The 16,396-nt window shown below is 38.2% G+C and carries 12 protein-coding genes; 6 read left to right on the plus strand and 6 right to left on the minus strand.

Annotation, left to right across the window (positions count from 1 at the left end):
• Window positions 1–146 precede the first annotated feature (146 nt).
• Genes H4K35_RS06695 through H4K35_RS06710 form a run of 4 tightly spaced genes read right to left on the minus strand, consistent with a single transcriptional unit; the run spans window position 147 to window position 3,751 of the window.
• On the minus strand, window positions 147–1,088 hold the full coding sequence (locus H4K35_RS06695; RefSeq protein WP_182626615.1) for a siderophore ABC transporter substrate-binding protein: 942 nt from the start codon (window positions 1,086–1,088) through the stop codon (window positions 147–149).
• Window positions 1,089–1,105: 17 nt separating this feature from the next.
• Window positions 1,106–1,864 carry an ABC transporter ATP-binding protein gene (locus tag H4K35_RS06700; protein ID WP_182626616.1) on the minus strand — a complete coding sequence of 253 codons (759 nt, stop codon included), beginning with the start codon at window positions 1,862–1,864 and terminating at the stop codon, window positions 1,106–1,108.
• Complete coding sequence (locus H4K35_RS06705; RefSeq protein ID WP_182626617.1) at window positions 1,861–2,808, minus strand: iron chelate uptake ABC transporter family permease subunit; 948 nt, start codon at window positions 2,806–2,808, stop codon at window positions 1,861–1,863. Before H4K35_RS06705 ends, H4K35_RS06700 begins: the two co-directional genes overlap by 4 nt.
• Window positions 2,801–3,751 (minus strand): ABC transporter permease, encoded by a 951-nt coding sequence (locus H4K35_RS06710; protein ID WP_182626618.1) that lies wholly within the window; start codon window positions 3,749–3,751, stop codon window positions 2,801–2,803. Before H4K35_RS06710 ends, H4K35_RS06705 begins: the two co-directional genes overlap by 8 nt.
• A 536-nt stretch (window positions 3,752–4,287) precedes the next feature.
• Between H4K35_RS06710 and H4K35_RS06715 the strand changes: the two genes are divergently transcribed.
• The 3 genes from H4K35_RS06715 to H4K35_RS06725 all read left to right on the plus strand — a co-directional run bounded on the left by H4K35_RS06715 (window position 4,288) and on the right by H4K35_RS06725 (window position 7,153).
• The gene (locus H4K35_RS06715; RefSeq protein WP_182626619.1) at window positions 4,288–5,166 is read left to right on the plus strand and encodes a hypothetical protein; all 879 of its coding nucleotides are present in this window, start codon (window positions 4,288–4,290) and stop codon (window positions 5,164–5,166) included.
• A 301-nt stretch (window positions 5,167–5,467) separates the two neighbouring features.
• Entirely contained in the window at window positions 5,468–6,346 is an 879-nt protein-coding gene (locus H4K35_RS06720) for a hypothetical protein (RefSeq protein ID WP_182626620.1), read from the plus strand.
• Between the two features lie 126 nt (window positions 6,347–6,472).
• Window positions 6,473–7,153, plus strand: a complete 681-nt coding sequence (locus H4K35_RS06725; RefSeq protein ID WP_255492385.1) for a spermidine synthase — start codon at window positions 6,473–6,475, stop codon at window positions 7,151–7,153.
• Window positions 7,154–7,214: 61 nt separating this feature from the next.
• Here the strand turns inward: H4K35_RS06725 and H4K35_RS06730 are convergent, their stop codons facing one another.
• Window positions 7,215–12,353, minus strand: coding sequence for a choice-of-anchor J domain-containing protein (locus H4K35_RS06730; protein WP_182626621.1), 5,139 nt, complete (start codon window positions 12,351–12,353; stop codon window positions 7,215–7,217).
• Window positions 12,354–12,675: 322 nt separating this feature from the next.
• Between H4K35_RS06730 and H4K35_RS06735 the strand changes: the two genes are divergently transcribed.
• The 3 genes from H4K35_RS06735 (at window position 12,676) to H4K35_RS06745 (ending at window position 15,649) form a co-directional block, all read left to right on the plus strand.
• Entirely contained in the window at window positions 12,676–13,791 is a 1,116-nt protein-coding gene (locus H4K35_RS06735) for a GNAT family N-acetyltransferase (protein ID WP_182626622.1), read from the plus strand.
• A 341-nt stretch (window positions 13,792–14,132) separates the two neighbouring features.
• Window positions 14,133–14,576: a GNAT family N-acetyltransferase gene (locus H4K35_RS06740; RefSeq protein WP_182626623.1), complete on the plus strand. Its 444-nt coding sequence runs from the start codon at window positions 14,133–14,135 to the stop codon at window positions 14,574–14,576.
• Complete coding sequence (locus H4K35_RS06745; RefSeq protein ID WP_182626624.1) at window positions 14,576–15,649, plus strand: alanine racemase; 1,074 nt, start codon at window positions 14,576–14,578, stop codon at window positions 15,647–15,649. The genes H4K35_RS06740 and H4K35_RS06745 overlap by 1 nt, the downstream gene beginning before the upstream one ends.
• 35 nt (window positions 15,650–15,684) lie before the next feature.
• On the opposite strand, the gene H4K35_RS06750 is transcribed toward H4K35_RS06745, so the two are convergent.
• A complete protein-coding gene (locus H4K35_RS06750) occupies window positions 15,685–16,374 on the minus strand; it encodes a phosphoribosylaminoimidazolesuccinocarboxamide synthase (protein WP_182626625.1) in 690 nt (229 codons plus the stop codon).
• Between the last annotated feature and the right edge of the window lie 22 nt (window positions 16,375–16,396).

Genomic DNA, 16,396 nt, shown 5'->3' on the forward strand with positions numbered 1-16,396 from the left:
AAGTTGCACTCTGTTCCAGCGCTAAAATACACAAAAAAACCTAGGCTTTAAATAGAAGTAAAATACACATAAAAAAAAACGAGCAAGTACTACTTTCGCATACCCACTCGTTTTTATCTTTATTTGAAATTAACAATAACTTTTACTTATTCTTTTACTGCGTTTTCAACCTCATCAATCATCATTTTGATTGATTTTAATCCACCTCCTGATAAGTACCATGTTTCTGGATTTAAGAAGATGATTTTATCGTTTTTGTAGGCATTTGTTTGTTGAACTAAAGCATTGGCAAATTCCTCTTTGCTCATAGTTGCTCTTTTAATTGCAGCACCTCTATCGATAACGAAGATGTAATCAGGGTTTAATTCTTTGATCAACTCATTAGAAATCACTTGTCCGTGTGTAGCAGCTTCGATTTTCTCGTCTGCTGGTTTTAATCCGAATACGTCGTGAATAATTCCGAATCGCGATCCTTTTCCGTAAGAACTCATACGTCCTTCATTGGTTAAGATAATCAATCCTTTTTTGTCAGATTTTTCTGTGATAGCCTTAATTTTAGCAATACGTGCATCAATGTCTTTCAACTCTGCTTCTACTTGCTCTTCTTTGCCGAATAATTGACCAATAATACGTTGATTTTTCTTGAATGAATTCAGGTAGTCTTTAGCGTCTACATCTAGGTTAATCGTCGGTGCGATTTTTGTAAATTCGTCATACATAGCTGCTGTACGTCCAGCAATGATAATCAACTCCGTATCAGCGGCATTCACTTTTTCTGCATTAGGTTCTTTGATTCCTCCTACATTTTCATAGGCTCCATCACTATATTTTGCTAAATAAGCAGGTAAGTTTGCCCCAGGAACTCCTTTTACGGGAATGCCCAACTCGTCAAATGTATCCAACATACCATAGCTCAAAACTACGGGGTTCTTCGGATTTACCTTTACTTCAGACGTCCCTGATAAGTGATCTACTGTCACTACTGCTGTAGATTCTGACGCTGAACTTTTTTCTTCATTTTTTGTCTCTTTACAAGAAACAAACAAAAAAACAGATGCTGCAAGGCAGCTTACCATAAATTTACTCATAACGATGGTTTTTATAATTATTTAAAATAGACACAAACCTTGTGGTCTCCGTTATCGATAATTTTCATATCGATATCGAAAACATCTTTCATTTTCTCCTCTGTTATAACTTCGTTTGTTGGCCCGAAATAGAGGATTTGATGATTTTTCACTGCGGCGATATAATCGGCATAGGCTGCCGCATAGTTGATATCGTGCACGACAATGACAATTGTTTTTTGGAATTTATCCGCTAATTCGCGTAGGGTTTTCATAATTTCGACAGAGTGTTTCATGTCCAAATTATTCAAGGGTTCATCCAACAAAATGTACTCCGTATCCTGTGCTAGAACCATAGCGAGAAAGGCGCGTTGACGTTGGCCGCCACTCAACTCATCAATAAACTGATCTTCAATGTCTTTCAAGCCCATAAAGGCAATGCTTTCCTCAATTTTTTGATGATCTTCTTTTTTGAGTCTACCCTTAGAGTGGGGAAAGCGCCCAAAAGAGACTAATTCCTTAATAATCAAACGAATATTAGGGCTATTACTTTGTTTTAAGATCGCCAATCGCTTGGCAAAATCTTCATTGGTATAGCTTAATACTTCTTTGTTCAGCAGGTTTATTTCTCCCTTATCTCGAGAAACTAAACGGCTGATAATCGATAGCAATGTACTTTTACCCGTACCATTTCCCCCAATAAAACAAGAGATCTTACCCTTGGGAAAACTCACACACACCTGATTTAAAATCAGTTTCTCTCCATATGATTTTGATACTTGATTAACTTGAATCATACTTTATTACTTTTTAACAGCAAATAAATAAAATACACCCCTCCTACGGAGTTGATGATAATACTTACTGTTGTTGTCAGATTAAACAAATGTTCTACCAAATATTGCGCTCCAATAACTGTTACTGATGTCAACAAACAACAGGTCAACACAACTAAGGCATGGTTGTTTTTCTTCACCAATTCGTAGGTTAAATTGGCTACTAACAAGCCTAAAAAGGTAATAGGACCTACCAATGCGGTGGAAACAGCGACCATAATTGAAATAAAAATCAGGTTGGCACGCACTACTTTGTGGTAGTTTACTCCTAAGCTAATGGCGTGATCTCTTCCGAGACTAATAACATCTAGCTGCTTGAAATAGCGAATACCAAAGAGCATAGTTGCGATGAGGATCACAGCAGATAAGCCCAAAATATTTAAATTAATACGTTCAAAAGAGGCAAACATGGCGTTTTGAATGATACTAAATTCATTGGGATCAATGAGTAACATGATAAAAGAAGAGGCACTCTTAAACAACGTACCAATTAATAGACCTACTAGCAACAAAGTATATAGTCCTTTACTTTCTCTTTTAAACACGGCAAAGTACATCACAAGGGCGAATAACATCATCAGCCCTACAGACAGAACAAAATTCCATTCAGACCCCAAAACTTTAAAGGTTCGATCGCCATACCAAAAGACAATAAGCGATTGCAATAGCAAATAGAAGGAATCAAATCCCATAATGGAAGGAGTGAGAATCCTATTTGCTGTAATGGTTTGGAAAATCACAGAGGAATAGCCTATACCAAAGGAGACCAAGAGCATAGCCAACACCTTATAGCCGCGTCTTGGCAACACGTAGTCTAACTTTGTTCCTGTAAACGTAAACATATAAATGGCGATGCAGAACAGCAAAGCGATAAGTAGCATGGTAACTAATTTATTCTTAGGCATGTTTTGTCTTTTTTAGGATTAGATATAAGAACACAACACCCCCAACAATACTCACGGTTAGTCCGATTGGCACTTCGTAAGGAGCAATTAAGGAACGGCTGATCAAATCGCAAACCAACAAAAAGATAGCACCAACCAAAGCAGTATAGCTAATTGTTTTGCGCAGGTTATCCCCAAAAATCAAACTGACAATATTGGGTACTATTAAACCTAAAAAGGGAATTACCCCAGCTGTTAAGACCACGACAGTTGATGTAATCGAAACAAAAACCAAACCTAAGTACATGATTCGCTTGGGGTTTAGTCCTAAACTAGTCGCAGCATCCTCCCCTAGTCCAACAATCGTAAACTTATTAGCATAGAGGTAACACAGAATCACCACTAACACCCCCAGGTATAAAATTTCGTAATTCCCTTTTAAGATGGAGGAGAAATCTCCCATCAGCCAACCGTCCATGTTCTGTACGAGGTTGTAGCGAAAGGCAAAAAACGTTGCTATAGCGCTGAGTATATTTCCAAAGACAATTCCAATGAGTGGAATAAAGATTACATTTTGCACTTTTATTTTACTGGCTAAGCGCAAAAAAACAATACTCGCCAACAAGGCAATGGTAAAAGATAGCAGCGTCTTAACTACAATCCCTCCATTGGGGAAGAGAATCATACTAAAGAGAATTCCCATTTTACAAGCATCGAGCGTTCCCATAGTCGTGGGAGACACAAATTTATTCAGGGAGATTTGCTGAACAATCAATCCCGAAATACTCATGCCCACTCCTGCGATGAGTACGGCAATAGTACGTGGTATGCGACTGACAACAATAACAAGTAATTCATCTTGCGACAATCGATGTAAATCGAGAATCGAAATATCTTTTACTCCAACGAAAATGGATAAAAAAATGAGCACTAGCAGTATAAGAACTAAGGTAATTCTTATCATAAAAACCGTTATTTTTATTTAGAACAATATCAAATAAGGACAAATATATAAAACTAGTGGCAGTAGAAAAAAATAATTTCGCTTTTCTACCATGAAAAACAGCAGTTTAGATTTTCATATATTCAACAGGTTCACGAATAAATCAGAAACCCTTAACTATTCTGACTAAATACATCGAAAACCGAAACACCCCCCTTGGTTTGCAACGAATCTCGTAAATTACATAAAATTGACTTTTTGCCAAAAGAGGCTTGTTATGCACTTTTTGATATTTATGTACAGCCTAAAAGGGAGGATAAGAATAAAACAGTACTTACCTTCAAACTGAATTATACCTATGCACCCTCAAGAGCTATGCTAAAATACAGCCTCCTAGTTCCATTACACCTCCAGTGTAAGGCATAGAGCCTATTTATTTACTAAAAAATACGTCAAATTCTAAAATTTCAAATAACATAGGTTTTTATTTTTGTTAAATTATCTTTACAATCATCTCGTGTTTTGGTTTACTTTTACGGCTGATAAAAAAATCAACGATGACACATTCACTTAAACTAGCGGGATTAGCAAGCTTATTTTTATTTTTGGGCAGTTGTAGCTCAGATGACAGTACCCCTACTCCGCCCCAAGGAGACAACAATCAATATTTTATTTCAAAAATTGATTATGTCGTCTATGACACGACTACAATCTCCAATGGAAGTAGTACAACAACTGAAAGTAGTCCTGTTTTTGATCGAACAGTACATTTTTTCTATGACAAAACTTATCAATTGGATTCTATAACAAGAGATTCTAAGTATTTTAGTAACGGTATTTTTGTGGCTAACTTTCATCATGTGTACACGCATAAACTCGATGCGTTAAATCGCCTAGAACGCTTAGATATTGAATCAAAACAACAAGCAGGAAAGACAACCTATACCTTCACTTACGAACAGGACCTCCTCATGCGTTTTTCTATTTTAAGGGGCAGTGAGATAGCGTTAACCTACAACAGTAAAAAACAGTTTACTCAAGGTAAAGTTCTCTTAGCAACAGATCAACCAAATAGTATTGAACCGCATACCATTCAGTATGCCTATGGCCATAACAATCAGCTAACACAGTTACTCTATCAAAAAGATAGAGCCAATTTCACCTATGATGAAAGTAAGAATCCATTTGGTCATCTTCCATTTGACTTTACGACGTTGTTATTTGATCCTTTGACTTATATTCCTTTGACCTATTCGTTTGAAAATAATATAACAACGATGAGATTCACTGGGTCTTCTCTCGCTAATTACAGCATTGAATACAGCTATAACAAAGGGAATTACCCTGAAAAAGCAACGGTTTACAAAGGGGCCAAAACAAAGGCAAATCGCTATATGGTCATTGATTACAACTATCATATTGTTCCTAAGAACTAAAAAATACAAAGCCGCGCGATCTAGACTATAGTAATAGCAATAAAAAAAGTAGATAGCGAAATAATACATTTTAGTTTTAAAATAAACAAGCCCAATCTAGTATAGATTGGGTTTTGTCGTTTACATCTAAACTTTATCTCGATTATTCCTAAACCCGTATCATTTGGGAAATAAAAATGTCAGTTGTAATTCATCTAGAATTAATTAAAAATATAACATATTAATAAATTTTTAATTAATATATAAATAATTTTAACTATAATTAAAATTATTTATCTTTGTACTTTTAATATTTTTATTTATGAATAAAGCAGTCAAAACTATTGCAGTAGCGAGTTTTTTTTTCGCCTTTGTTGGATGTAGTTCCGATGATAATAGCAAAACCCCAGAAGGTCCAAGCTTTGAAGATAAACAGCTAATTTCTCATGTGAAATCCACTTATTATTGGACAGATGAAGAATACTACGAAGATGGCACTACCCAAGTCATTAGTGGAAAGGATTACCAAATTGATTTTAATTTTTCTTATGATGACCATCTTGCCCTATCTGCCTTAACTTATAAAGTGACCTACTACAAAGGTGATGAGATACTAAAAGTAACAGATGGTGAATTTAGTTTTAAACTAAACGCAGAAAATCAACTGCAAACCCTAGAAATCACAGGTGATCCAATGTATGCAGGCACTTATCTTTTCACTTATGCAAATGATATATTGACTAAGCTCGAGTTTAAGGATAACGATCAAAATTTTACACAAAATTTTACATACAATGCTGAAAATCAATTTATAAAATCCGATATACAAGCATTTAATCTAAATTTAGATTACACCTATAATGCTCAAAAACAAATAAGTAAAATTCAAAGCAATAGAAATGAATTGCCAGAGCAAATTGAATATGACACACAAAACAATCCATTCAAAGACTTACCTTTTGATTTAACAAGTGTACTCTTTGAAGGAATCAACTATATTCCATTGACTTATACATTTCCAAATAATATCAAAGGGTTTAAAACGCCTTATTTTGATACGTATCAACTAGAATATAAATATGATGAAAACAATAATCCACTCAAAGCTACGGTCTATTATATAAGCGATAACCAGCCAAAAGAATTGGATTATGAAATAGACTATAGCTATATTACTAAAAAAGTAGAGATAGTGAAATAATACATTTTAGTTTTAAAATAAACAAGCCCAATCTAGTATAGATTGGGTTTTGTCGTTTACATCTAAACTTTATCTCGATTATCCCTAAACCCTTTCCTTTTTTTTCCTTTATCTTTGTATAAATTGATGCGAAAAGATATGCTAAAAAGATGGTTGAGTTACCTTACTCCTATTCCCGTGCGAAAAGTTCGTTCGAAAATCAATACGAAGTTAGAAGTAACTTGGCTTAAAGGGCAGCTGGTGTTGGATACCAAAAACACCAATTACTCCTATGGGCAATTAGAACAAGTGTTTAAGAAAGGCTTCAAATTCATTGGTTATCAAAAGATCAAGGGGATGAATCGCGTGCTGAACCTCGGTTTAGGTGCTGGTAGTACCGTCCATTTATTGCGTGATGAGATTAATTTTAAGGGAACAATTACTAGTATTGAACTCGATGAAGCCATTTTATTCGTGGCAAAAAAGTATTTTAATCTCGATCGTTACAAGGAGAAGCACCACATTATTCAACGCGATGCTTTTGAATATGTGTTATCGTGTAAAGAGGCATTCGATTTGATCGTCATTGATATTTTTCAAGACAGTCATATGCCTTCTTTTCTGTTTGAACACTATTTTGTTCATCACTTGCAACAGCTGTTAACAGTTAATGGTTTTATTATTTTTAATACTATTGTACTTTCTGCCGAAGATGAAGAGCGAAACGAAAAGTACAAGCAACTCTTTGACCCCCTTCAATTTTCAGTTCGATCCATGCCTTCGAGTATAGTACACAATAGCATGATCACCATCAAGCGAATTGCTTAATACTACAGCATAAAAAAACCAACGGAAGTCCGTTGGTTTTTTATTTTCTACTGTTTTTATTTTAATAATTGATTTGCAACCAACCTGTTTGTTGAACGCCGTGAGAGATCACAATATAATAATACGTTCCTGAAGGAAGGGTTTGACCTGATTTATCTTTGCCGATAAATTGATCTTTATATCCTTGACCATGGGAATAGACTTCCACGCCATGGCGATTGAAAATCTGAATTTTTGACACCCCATACTTCGAGAGGTCTAAAGCGTCGTTAATACCATCGCCATTAGGGGAGAATCCCTTGGGCAAGGGACAGGCTTCATAGGTGATTGAAAAACTACTTTCATCTGTACAATACACCGCTTCTGACCCTCTTTTTGCATAGATATACACCGTCATCGGCAATAGAATTTCTAGACCTTCATGCAATTCAACTCCACCTCCATGGGGTTGGGTATAGTATTTATTTCCGGCAGACAAAGGAGGAAGTACAAAGTTTTCACAGGAGATCACCACATCATCCAACACGTCTGCCTGAATAGGCTCGTGCACCTCCACGGTAAAACTGCTTTGGTTGTCACAATGCTGTTCTCCTTTTTTGTAGATATACAGGGTAGATGTCCCATAAATGGCAAAGCGATCTCCCCCCTGGTAGGTTTCTCCTTGTCCATTGGGTTGCGTAAAGTAGCCCTCCCCTTCTTTGAGAGCTGGTAAGGTATAGCTTGTACAAACCTCAACATCTTTTAATTGCGTCACTTCTATTAAAGGTAAACGCACCACTAAGAAACTACTAACACGCGAACATCCTGTTGTTTTATTCACCACTTCTACATAAATGCGACGAGTGGATAAAATATCAATTTCATCGTCTAGAAGGTCCATTAAATCCTCATCTCCGTAGTAATGCACGGCATATTGTTCGCTTGCTTGGGCACCTAAATTGGCTAAAATTATTTGTCTAGGTTCGGCAATATCGACGGCAATAGGACGATTGGCATTTTCGTTAGTGCTGCAAACATATTGATCGGCTAATGGGGGAATTTCAAATTCTTCTTTTAAGAAATTAAACACGCGCTCAACGGTAAATTCTTCTCCGTCACATGTTTGGTACCTTGCCTTTGCCGTATAATTTACAGATGCAGAAATCTCTACGTCAATTTCTTCCTCAGACGAAAAGAAAACCCCGTCTTTATACCATTTAAAATCAACCGTTGATTGCCCGTTAGGAACAAAGCGCCAAGCTTCATTCGAGGCATTCCAGTTTCCTGTATTTCTATTTACACCTCCATCTTCTCCGGGGTAATGTGCTTTTGTTCCGTCTTCGTTTTGGATGCCAATTAATCCATTACTTTGGTTGTGATTAGAACCAAAATCTCGTGCAACGGGTCGATTTTTCACGTGAACTTCAATGATATTTGTTCCTTCGTATAAGACGATTTGAGAGGTTTGGGTGGAGCCTTCCACATCGTGTGGATTGTGGTGTACGCCAAACAAGCCCAAGTGATAGATGTTAAACACCAAAGCACGACAGGGAAATGTACCTAAAACCTGGTAATTCACGGCATAATCCTCGGGGGAATAATTGGGATCTAAATCCTGCATTACACCAAAAATGGCATTGACAAAAGGAGGCTCATTGGTTCTCGCTTGATAAGGGATGGCTTGAGAAAAGCTCCAAGGGCTATGTGTTTCAGGCGAATAACGTCCACCTTCTACCTCTCCCGCAACACTAAAGGTAATCGCTCCATTGGTTGTGATTAACACTTTGTCGTATCGGTTGCCAAAGAAACAAAAATCAAAGCCTAAATTAATGGTATTAGACCAATAATCATCTCGTGTGAGGTCAATCATATCCCCTCCGTAGAAAGGAAAAGGAGGATTGTAGTCGATGGCCTCTACTTTATACGTATCCGTTGTTTTAATATCAAAATAACGCGCTTCGAGTTTTCGCTGTACAGGACCTGGTTCACAGATGCTATAGTTATTGGTTTCAGAAGGAGGTATTCCCTCTATTCCCCCTTGTAAGTCCGCACACATATCAGGTACAAAATAGGAGTATTTTGTCGGTCCGATCCAAATAGTTTTGGTTTCCCCATTTTCATCCGAACAAATGGTGCGCACATAGTAAACAAAATACTGACCTGAAGTCACATTTTCCAATAAAAGCGTAGGCTCGCCCTCCACTACAATTCCCGTTGCATCAGCTGCGGGTTCGGGGGCTCCTTGAGCGGTAACAAACACTTCCCATTTGTTTTCCCCTCTTTGAGCTTCCCAAGACAGGCGTATATTAGAAGTATAGCGAATTAATTCCGCTTGGGGTTTGATTGGACTCAAACATGTAGAAACGCTCACATTGAAATTGTCGATGGCTGCAGGGGGTTGTTCTCCTAAAGCTCCATTGTTGACCCACTCAAAAACAAGGCGAATCACTTCTCCTTGGTGGGCACTAACATTTAGAACTGCTGTTGCCCTATTCCATTGATTTGATCCAGCATAAAACGGTTTACCAACTACGATATGTTCATCGGATAACGTTAGAGGAGTCCTTCCATCTGGGTGAGTTGTAAGGGGTACTTTCAACAGTCTAAAGTAATCTTTTGGATTATTTCTTGTAATCTCTCCCATGGATTTCCAATCGTATTCGATGGTCAATTCATCGGCATCATCAGGAATTAATATATCGCGATAAGCATGAGAAACCGAGGCCTGACCAACATCGTAGCTATTTTGTACTCCCCTATCATACGAGATGTACATTGATTGGTTACTTTGAAAACCTGTAGCTCGCCCCATTTCCCATTTATTTTTGGACGCAATCGTAGTGGTCCATTTATTATCGCCTTGAAAATCATCCAACAAAGGTAATTCTCCAGGAATCTGGGCAGTTACAAAATCAGCTACATCCGACCAAAAACCGTGTTCAGTTGCACTACAAGCTGAGCGAACCCACACATAGTAGCGGGTATTCGGGCTTAAATTGGTAAGGACAAACGGATTCGAAACTCCAGCATGTGTTGGCACAGCGTTATCTGCGGGTCTTGTATTTGTCGTAGATAGAAAAATATCGTAGTTCGACACAGCAGGTGCATTTGTCCACGAAAGTTCCGCTGTAGTCTGCGTAATAGCTGTAGTGACCAAAGCACTTGGTCGAAGGCAGTTTTGCACTTTTACCGACAAATTATCAATTGCTGCCGGTGGTTGTTCTCCCCTACTCGTGTCATTTTGCCATTCAAAAACCAAGCGCATGGGTTGATTCGCAAAATTACTTACAGCGGCGTATAAACTCGTACGCGTAAAAGAAGAAGACAAGTAAAAGGCATTAGAGTCAAGTTGAATTCCCCTACTTGCAACCTCCGTAATTCTCCTCCTTTCTGTTGGAATATAGTTGGTTGGAACCAGCCATACTTTGAAGTAATCTTTGTCTGATTCTCCTCTGTTTTTCCAATCAAACTCGACCAAAATTTCTTGACCTCCCTCGGGGATAAAAATATCTTTATACGCGTGAGAGGTCTGTTTTATATTCAGCGTATATTGATAGTTATCCTCTCCATTGCTGATGTGCAACGCCTTGTTTCTGCCCTCATGAGGGGCAGATCCAATCGTCCATTGATTGGTTGTATCATTGCCAAATTCAAAAAGGGGTTGGCCCTCAAAGTCTTCTTCATAAGGCAAAGGTGTAACCACCATAGGCGCCCTAAAAGCGACCGGTCCTACCCAATCAGAATACAGCTCTTCTCCAGTGTCATTGGCTTGACATATAGCTCGAACAAAAACTTCATAGGCTGTAGATACCGCCAGATTGGGCATCGTATAATTGGGTGCTTGTACGCGAACGCCATTTGTTGTAGGTGTGCCTACTTGAGGCGTACGCACAACAACCTCCCATTGACTTTCCTCCCCTTCAGGCGTCCAACTCACTTCATTTGACATAACCGCTAGATCAATCGGTTTAGGACACAGCGGTATATCTTCAACTGTTACCTGACTCAAAACCAACGCCCAGCCGTTATTCTGCGTTCGCGGTACATGCCATGCAATCGTTGCATCACCGGTAATACCAACGCCATTAGCGTCAACTAAATCCACTACATTTTCAACAAATTGCGTATTGGAATAGGCAGTAGTAGGAACTAAAATTTGAGAAAAATTGTTTATTTCTGGACCATCTAAAGAGAGTAAAACCCTAAAATCATTGGGCATACTTTCAGATTGTACGCGATAAGTATAGCGCAAACGCTGATTTCCGGTCAGCCTAATCGTCGGTGTCATCAGCCAATCGTCGTTATTTCCTCTTGTTCCATTGGTTGTAATCAGGGCTACTTCGATGGGATTGTTGGTTTCAGTAATCTCGTCATAGATAAAATCCGTACCAAATTTCCAAAGACGGAAATCGTTGTTGTTGTTGACAATAGTCCAACAATCTCTTGTGGTGGATACCCTGGCAAAATTTTCGACAAAAGGGAGGTCGGCAATGGTTCGGCAAGCCACTGCATCTATTTTTAGGTTGCGCACAGCCGCAGGTTTTCGAGGCCATCCTGTAGCCTCATTAGTCCATTCAAAGACCAATTTCACTTCTTGTCCCGCCAACGAACTGACATCTACGGTTCTTACTTCATGGCGTAAAAGCGGATTTTCTACATAGGCCGCATTGTTGAGGTTAACCCCACCACTCGTTGAAGCGGTAATCGCTTGATTGGCAATAGGAACATAGGTTGAAGGTACTATCCATACCCGCATATAGTCCAATGGAATCGATTCTAAAGTCACCCAATTGGTGTTGGCATACCCTTCGCTAATCCAATCGAAGCTAACCGTTACTTCTTGGATGTTTGACGGTAATTGCACCGCTTTATACGCGTGAGAGACAACCGCTTCGCCTTGAGCATAGGTAAAACTACCTTCGGTATCACTCACATACAACCCTTGGGATGCTTCTCCAGCCGCTAAAAATGCAGCCGGAAACCCCGCATGCCACTTATTTAGTGTAGCATTGACAAACGTCCATCCCGCTGCATTATTGGAAAAGTCGTCATGTAAGATCACATGATCATTGGTTCCATCATTTTCTTCCTCTGCATAAAGCCTCCACTCGCTGGCCTTAGCCTCGTGATATAGCCCATACATGGTTGCCGATAAAGTCACGGTTGGCACTGCTAATAGGATAGCCCATGCCCATTTGTTTAACCGCCTTAGATTAATCATAAAATATCAAGTTAATTTTAACGAGTCTAAATTAATCTAATTTTAAAAAATCAAAATTACTTGCCATTGCCTAAATCCAAACAAGAAGCAAACAAAAAAAGCAAAACAATTATTTTTACTCAGTTTAAATAAATATTAATTACTACTTTCCCCTATCTACCTACAAAAATTGAAGTTATGTTAAATCTTATTATTTAACATTTACGAGTATCCACCTGGGCTTGCTCTAAGCGATGGGGATTAATTTTAAAGCAGATAAAAACGGAATACCACCATAATATTTAGTATTTTTAGCGAGATTTTAGATTTTAATTCAAGAGAAATGATCGAAGTTAAGCAAGCGATTACAAGAAAGGAGATGAAGGAGTTTGTCCAATTTCCCTTTACCCTATACAAAGACAACCCATACTGGGTTCCCTCCATAATTAAAGAAGAAGTAAAGAGTTTTGATGCGTCCAACGATATATTCAAAACGGTTGACGTTCGCTTTTTCCTTGCCTATAAGAATCAGAAGGTAGTTGGGCGAATTGCCTGTTGCATCAACTGGACGGAGGTCAAGGATTTACACAAGCCAAAAGTGAGGTTTGGTTGGTTTGACTTTGTCGATGATCTAGCGGTTACCAAAGCCTTATTAGCTAAGGTAGAGGAATTTGGAAAAGCGAACAATATGGAGTATATGGAAGGACCGATGGGATTTTCCAATATGGACAAAGCGGGCATGCTGACCAAGGGATTCGATCGTTTGGCTACTATGATTGGGTTATACAATTACGAATACTATCCACAACACCTCCACAGCCTAGGTTTTAAACCAGAAGCAGAGTGGTTGGAGTACAGTTTGGACATCAAGAGCTTTGATGAAGAAAAGATCACCAAAATGTCTGCCATAGTACAACAGCGCTTCCGCGTAAAGCCACTGCAATTTAAAACTACTAAGGAACTAATGCCTTATGTCGATGAGATGTTCGCCTTATTGAACAAGACCTATGCCGATTTACAGAGTTTTGTTCCGATAGAGCCCTTTCAGATTGAGCACTACAAAAAGAAGTATTTGCAATTCATTCATCCAGACTTTATTTCCTGTGTGATGGATGAAAACGACAAGATGATTGCCTTTGCCATTACGATGCCCTCATTTTCAAAGGCATTCCAAAAAACCAAAGGCAAGTTATTTCCCTTTGGGTTCATCCATTTATTGCAAGCGATGAAGCACAACAACCGAGCGGAATACTATTTAATTGGCGTAGATCCAGAATATAGAAACAAAGGCGTTACTGCGCTTATCTTTGAAGAGATATACGCTTGTTTTGTCAAACATAAAATCAAGCATGTGGAAACCAATCCCCTATTAGTTGAAAACACCAAGATTCAGCAATTGTGGAAACATTTAAACCCAGAAATTCACAAAGAGCGAAAAACGTATCGCAAAGATATTTAGCCAGAAGCCAATCGGCGGTAAGCCTATAAAAAGCAAGTGTTGACCTTGTTTTTTATAGGCTTATTTTTTTGCATAATTCTCAATTTAATCGAAATAAAAATCAGATTAATTCTAAAAAATTTGCAACAAAGCCTATATTTTTGTACTTTTATGGTTTAAACATTTTATTTTACAATTTTCAACTATTGTAATTGGTATGCTAGGGTTTATCTACCCACTCGAATGATATTTACTTTTTTTTTGGGAGTAAGTACAATACATCGGCATTTCATTCTGCTGATTCTTTATAATTTATTCGGTTTTTACCTTAGTATCCTTACCTAGTTGTAAAAACTCACATTATGATTCAAATAGAGAAAAAGAATTCAGACAGTCCCGTCAGTCAAGAACAAGTAGAACAATACGCAAACTTCTTATTTGAGCATCTCGAGCAATACGGAGATGCAAAGGAAGACATTGTCAAAGCCATTGATTATGCGCTAGGCAGAAACAACAAACCAGGAGGGGTGATTGTCATTGCAAAAGAAGAGCAGCAAATCGTTGGTATGACCGTGGTATTAAATACCTTGATGGAAGGATTTATCCCTGAACATATTTTAGTCTATATTGCGACAGACCAAGCCCAAAGAGGAAAGGGCATTGGCGGAAAAATAATCGATTACCTCAAAACGGTACTCACCGGTTCTATTGCCTTACACGTTGATTTTAACAATCCTGCCCAACATTTATACGAGCGCAAAGGATTTGAGAAGAAGTATATAGAAATGAGATTAAACAACAAATAATGGCTTGTATTACCTTAAATAAGACAAAATTAAAACACAATTTTGACCTGCTGCAAACCCTTTTTGACACAGAGGGAATTACTTGGGCTGTTGTGGGTAAATTGCTTTGCGGTAACTCGCTGTTTTTGAAAGAAGTCTTGGAATTAAAGCCCAAGCAAATCTGTGATTCACGCGTTTCGAATTTAAAGAGCATCAAGTTGATCGATCCCAACATTGAAACGATCTATATTAAACCAGCACCCAACGGCAGTATTGACGAGATTGTCGAGTATGCAGATATCAGTTTCAACACCGAATTGGAAACGATTAAGCTCTTGTCTCAAGAGGCAGTCAAACAGCAAAAATTACACAAGATCATCATTATGGTGGAGCTGGGCGAGCTGAGAGAAGGCGTTTTACGCGAGGATCTAATCTCGTTTTACGAAAAGGTCTTCAGCTTGCCAAACATCGAAATTATAGGCTTAGGAACAAACCTAACCTGTATGTATGGGATTCTCCCCAACAATGATAAATTAATTCAGCTGAGTTTGTACAAAGAAGTGCTAGAACTGAGGTTCAACAAAAAACTCCCTTTTATTTCGGGAGGTGCCTCTGTAACTATTCCCTTAATCACCAACGGTCAATTGCCGAAAGCCATCAATCACTTTCGCATTGGCGAAACCTTGTTTATGGGAACAAATGCGTATGACGGCAGTCAATATGAAGCCTATGAACAACATATTTTTAAGTTGCATGCCGAAATCATCGAACTACACGAAAAACCCATGATGCCCAGTGGAGAAACAGGAATCAATATGACAGGTGAAAAAATTGAGTTTGACCCCGCTTGGGAACACGTGACCAAATTTAGAGCCATTATTGATTTAGGCTTATTGGATATCGACATGGAACATTTCTTTCCCGTTAATCCCAACCATCAACTGGTGGGGTCTAGTTCAGATATGATGGTCATTGATTTAGATTCCAACCCTGAGCAACTCAAAGTGGGTGATACCATCTCCTTTCACATGGATTATATGGGTATTTTGCGCTTGATGAATTCAGACTACGTAGAGAAAAAAGTAATTCAATAAAAAAAGGAGAAGCCTGTGCTTCTCCTTTTCTATTTTTATAGGTCACTCAAAAAAAGTTTCTCCAAATCTAGTGGGGCAACATAGGTACCGTTTTGGTATACACGCATATTTCCTCCTGATATTTCGTCTATTAATATTATTTCATTCGTAGCTTTATCTCTACCGAACTCCAATTTAATATCATATAGCTCTAAGTTCTTTTTCGCCAGTTCTTCTTTGACCATCAAACAAATTGTTTTAGTCAGCGCTTTCAACGTGCTATACTCTTGGTGAGATAAGATTCCCAACATAGCTAAAGCGTCTTCAGAAATGACAGGATCTCCTTTTTCGTCGTCTTTAAGGGTAATTTCCACAAAGCTATCCAACGCTTGCCCTTCTGTGCAATAACCGTTATATCTTCTGAAAAAACTACCTACTGCACGGTATCTACAGATTACTTCTAATCCTTTTCCGAAAGGAACAGCTTCTTTTACGATCATCGAAACATCGTCCAAATCAGCAGAAACATAATGCGTAGGAATTTGTTTAGCATTTGCCAATTCAAAGAAATACTTTGTCATTTTTAGACCACTTCTACCAGCGCCTTCAATGGTAAGACCTACTGTGTTTGCTCCTGGATCAAAAACACCGTCTGTTCCGGTTACATCGTCTTTAAACTTTAAAAGCACTTGATGATTTGCTAAGCTGTAAACATCTTTTGTTTTTCCTTGATACTTTAATTCCATAATGTGTTGTTATTTAGGCCCC

Origin of the sequence: Myroides sp. NP-2, assembly GCF_014145665.1 — a bacterium.
Classification (GTDB): Bacteria; Bacteroidota; Bacteroidia; order Flavobacteriales; family Flavobacteriaceae; genus Flavobacterium.

Bases quoted from the DNA above. Each gene is read 5' to 3' on its own strand.
- H4K35_RS06705 (WP_182626617.1), bottom strand. From the start codon at position 2,808: ATGCCTAAGAATAAATTAGTTACCATGCTACTTATCGCTTTGCTGTTC.
- H4K35_RS06695 (WP_182626615.1), bottom strand. From the start codon at position 1,088: ATGAGTAAATTTATGGTAAGCTGCCTTGCAGCATCTGTTTTTTTGTTT.
- H4K35_RS06745 (WP_182626624.1), top strand. From the start codon at position 14,576: ATGGCTTGTATTACCTTAAATAAGACAAAATTAAAACACAATTTTGAC.
- H4K35_RS06750 (WP_182626625.1), bottom strand. From the start codon at position 16,374: ATGGAATTAAAGTATCAAGGAAAAACAAAAGATGTTTACAGCTTAGCA.
- H4K35_RS06720 (WP_182626620.1), top strand. From the start codon at position 5,468: ATGAATAAAGCAGTCAAAACTATTGCAGTAGCGAGTTTTTTTTTCGCC.
- H4K35_RS06730 (WP_182626621.1), bottom strand. From the start codon at position 12,353: ATGATTAATCTAAGGCGGTTAAACAAATGGGCATGGGCTATCCTATTA.
- H4K35_RS06725 (WP_255492385.1), top strand. From the start codon at position 6,473: ATGCGAAAAGATATGCTAAAAAGATGGTTGAGTTACCTTACTCCTATT.
- H4K35_RS06700 (WP_182626616.1), bottom strand. From the start codon at position 1,864: ATGATTCAAGTTAATCAAGTATCAAAATCATATGGAGAGAAACTGATT.
- H4K35_RS06740 (WP_182626623.1), top strand. From the start codon at position 14,133: ATGATTCAAATAGAGAAAAAGAATTCAGACAGTCCCGTCAGTCAAGAA.
- H4K35_RS06715 (WP_182626619.1), top strand. From the start codon at position 4,288: ATGACACATTCACTTAAACTAGCGGGATTAGCAAGCTTATTTTTATTT.
- H4K35_RS06710 (WP_182626618.1), bottom strand. From the start codon at position 3,751: ATGATAAGAATTACCTTAGTTCTTATACTGCTAGTGCTCATTTTTTTA.
- H4K35_RS06735 (WP_182626622.1), top strand. From the start codon at position 12,676: ATGATCGAAGTTAAGCAAGCGATTACAAGAAAGGAGATGAAGGAGTTT.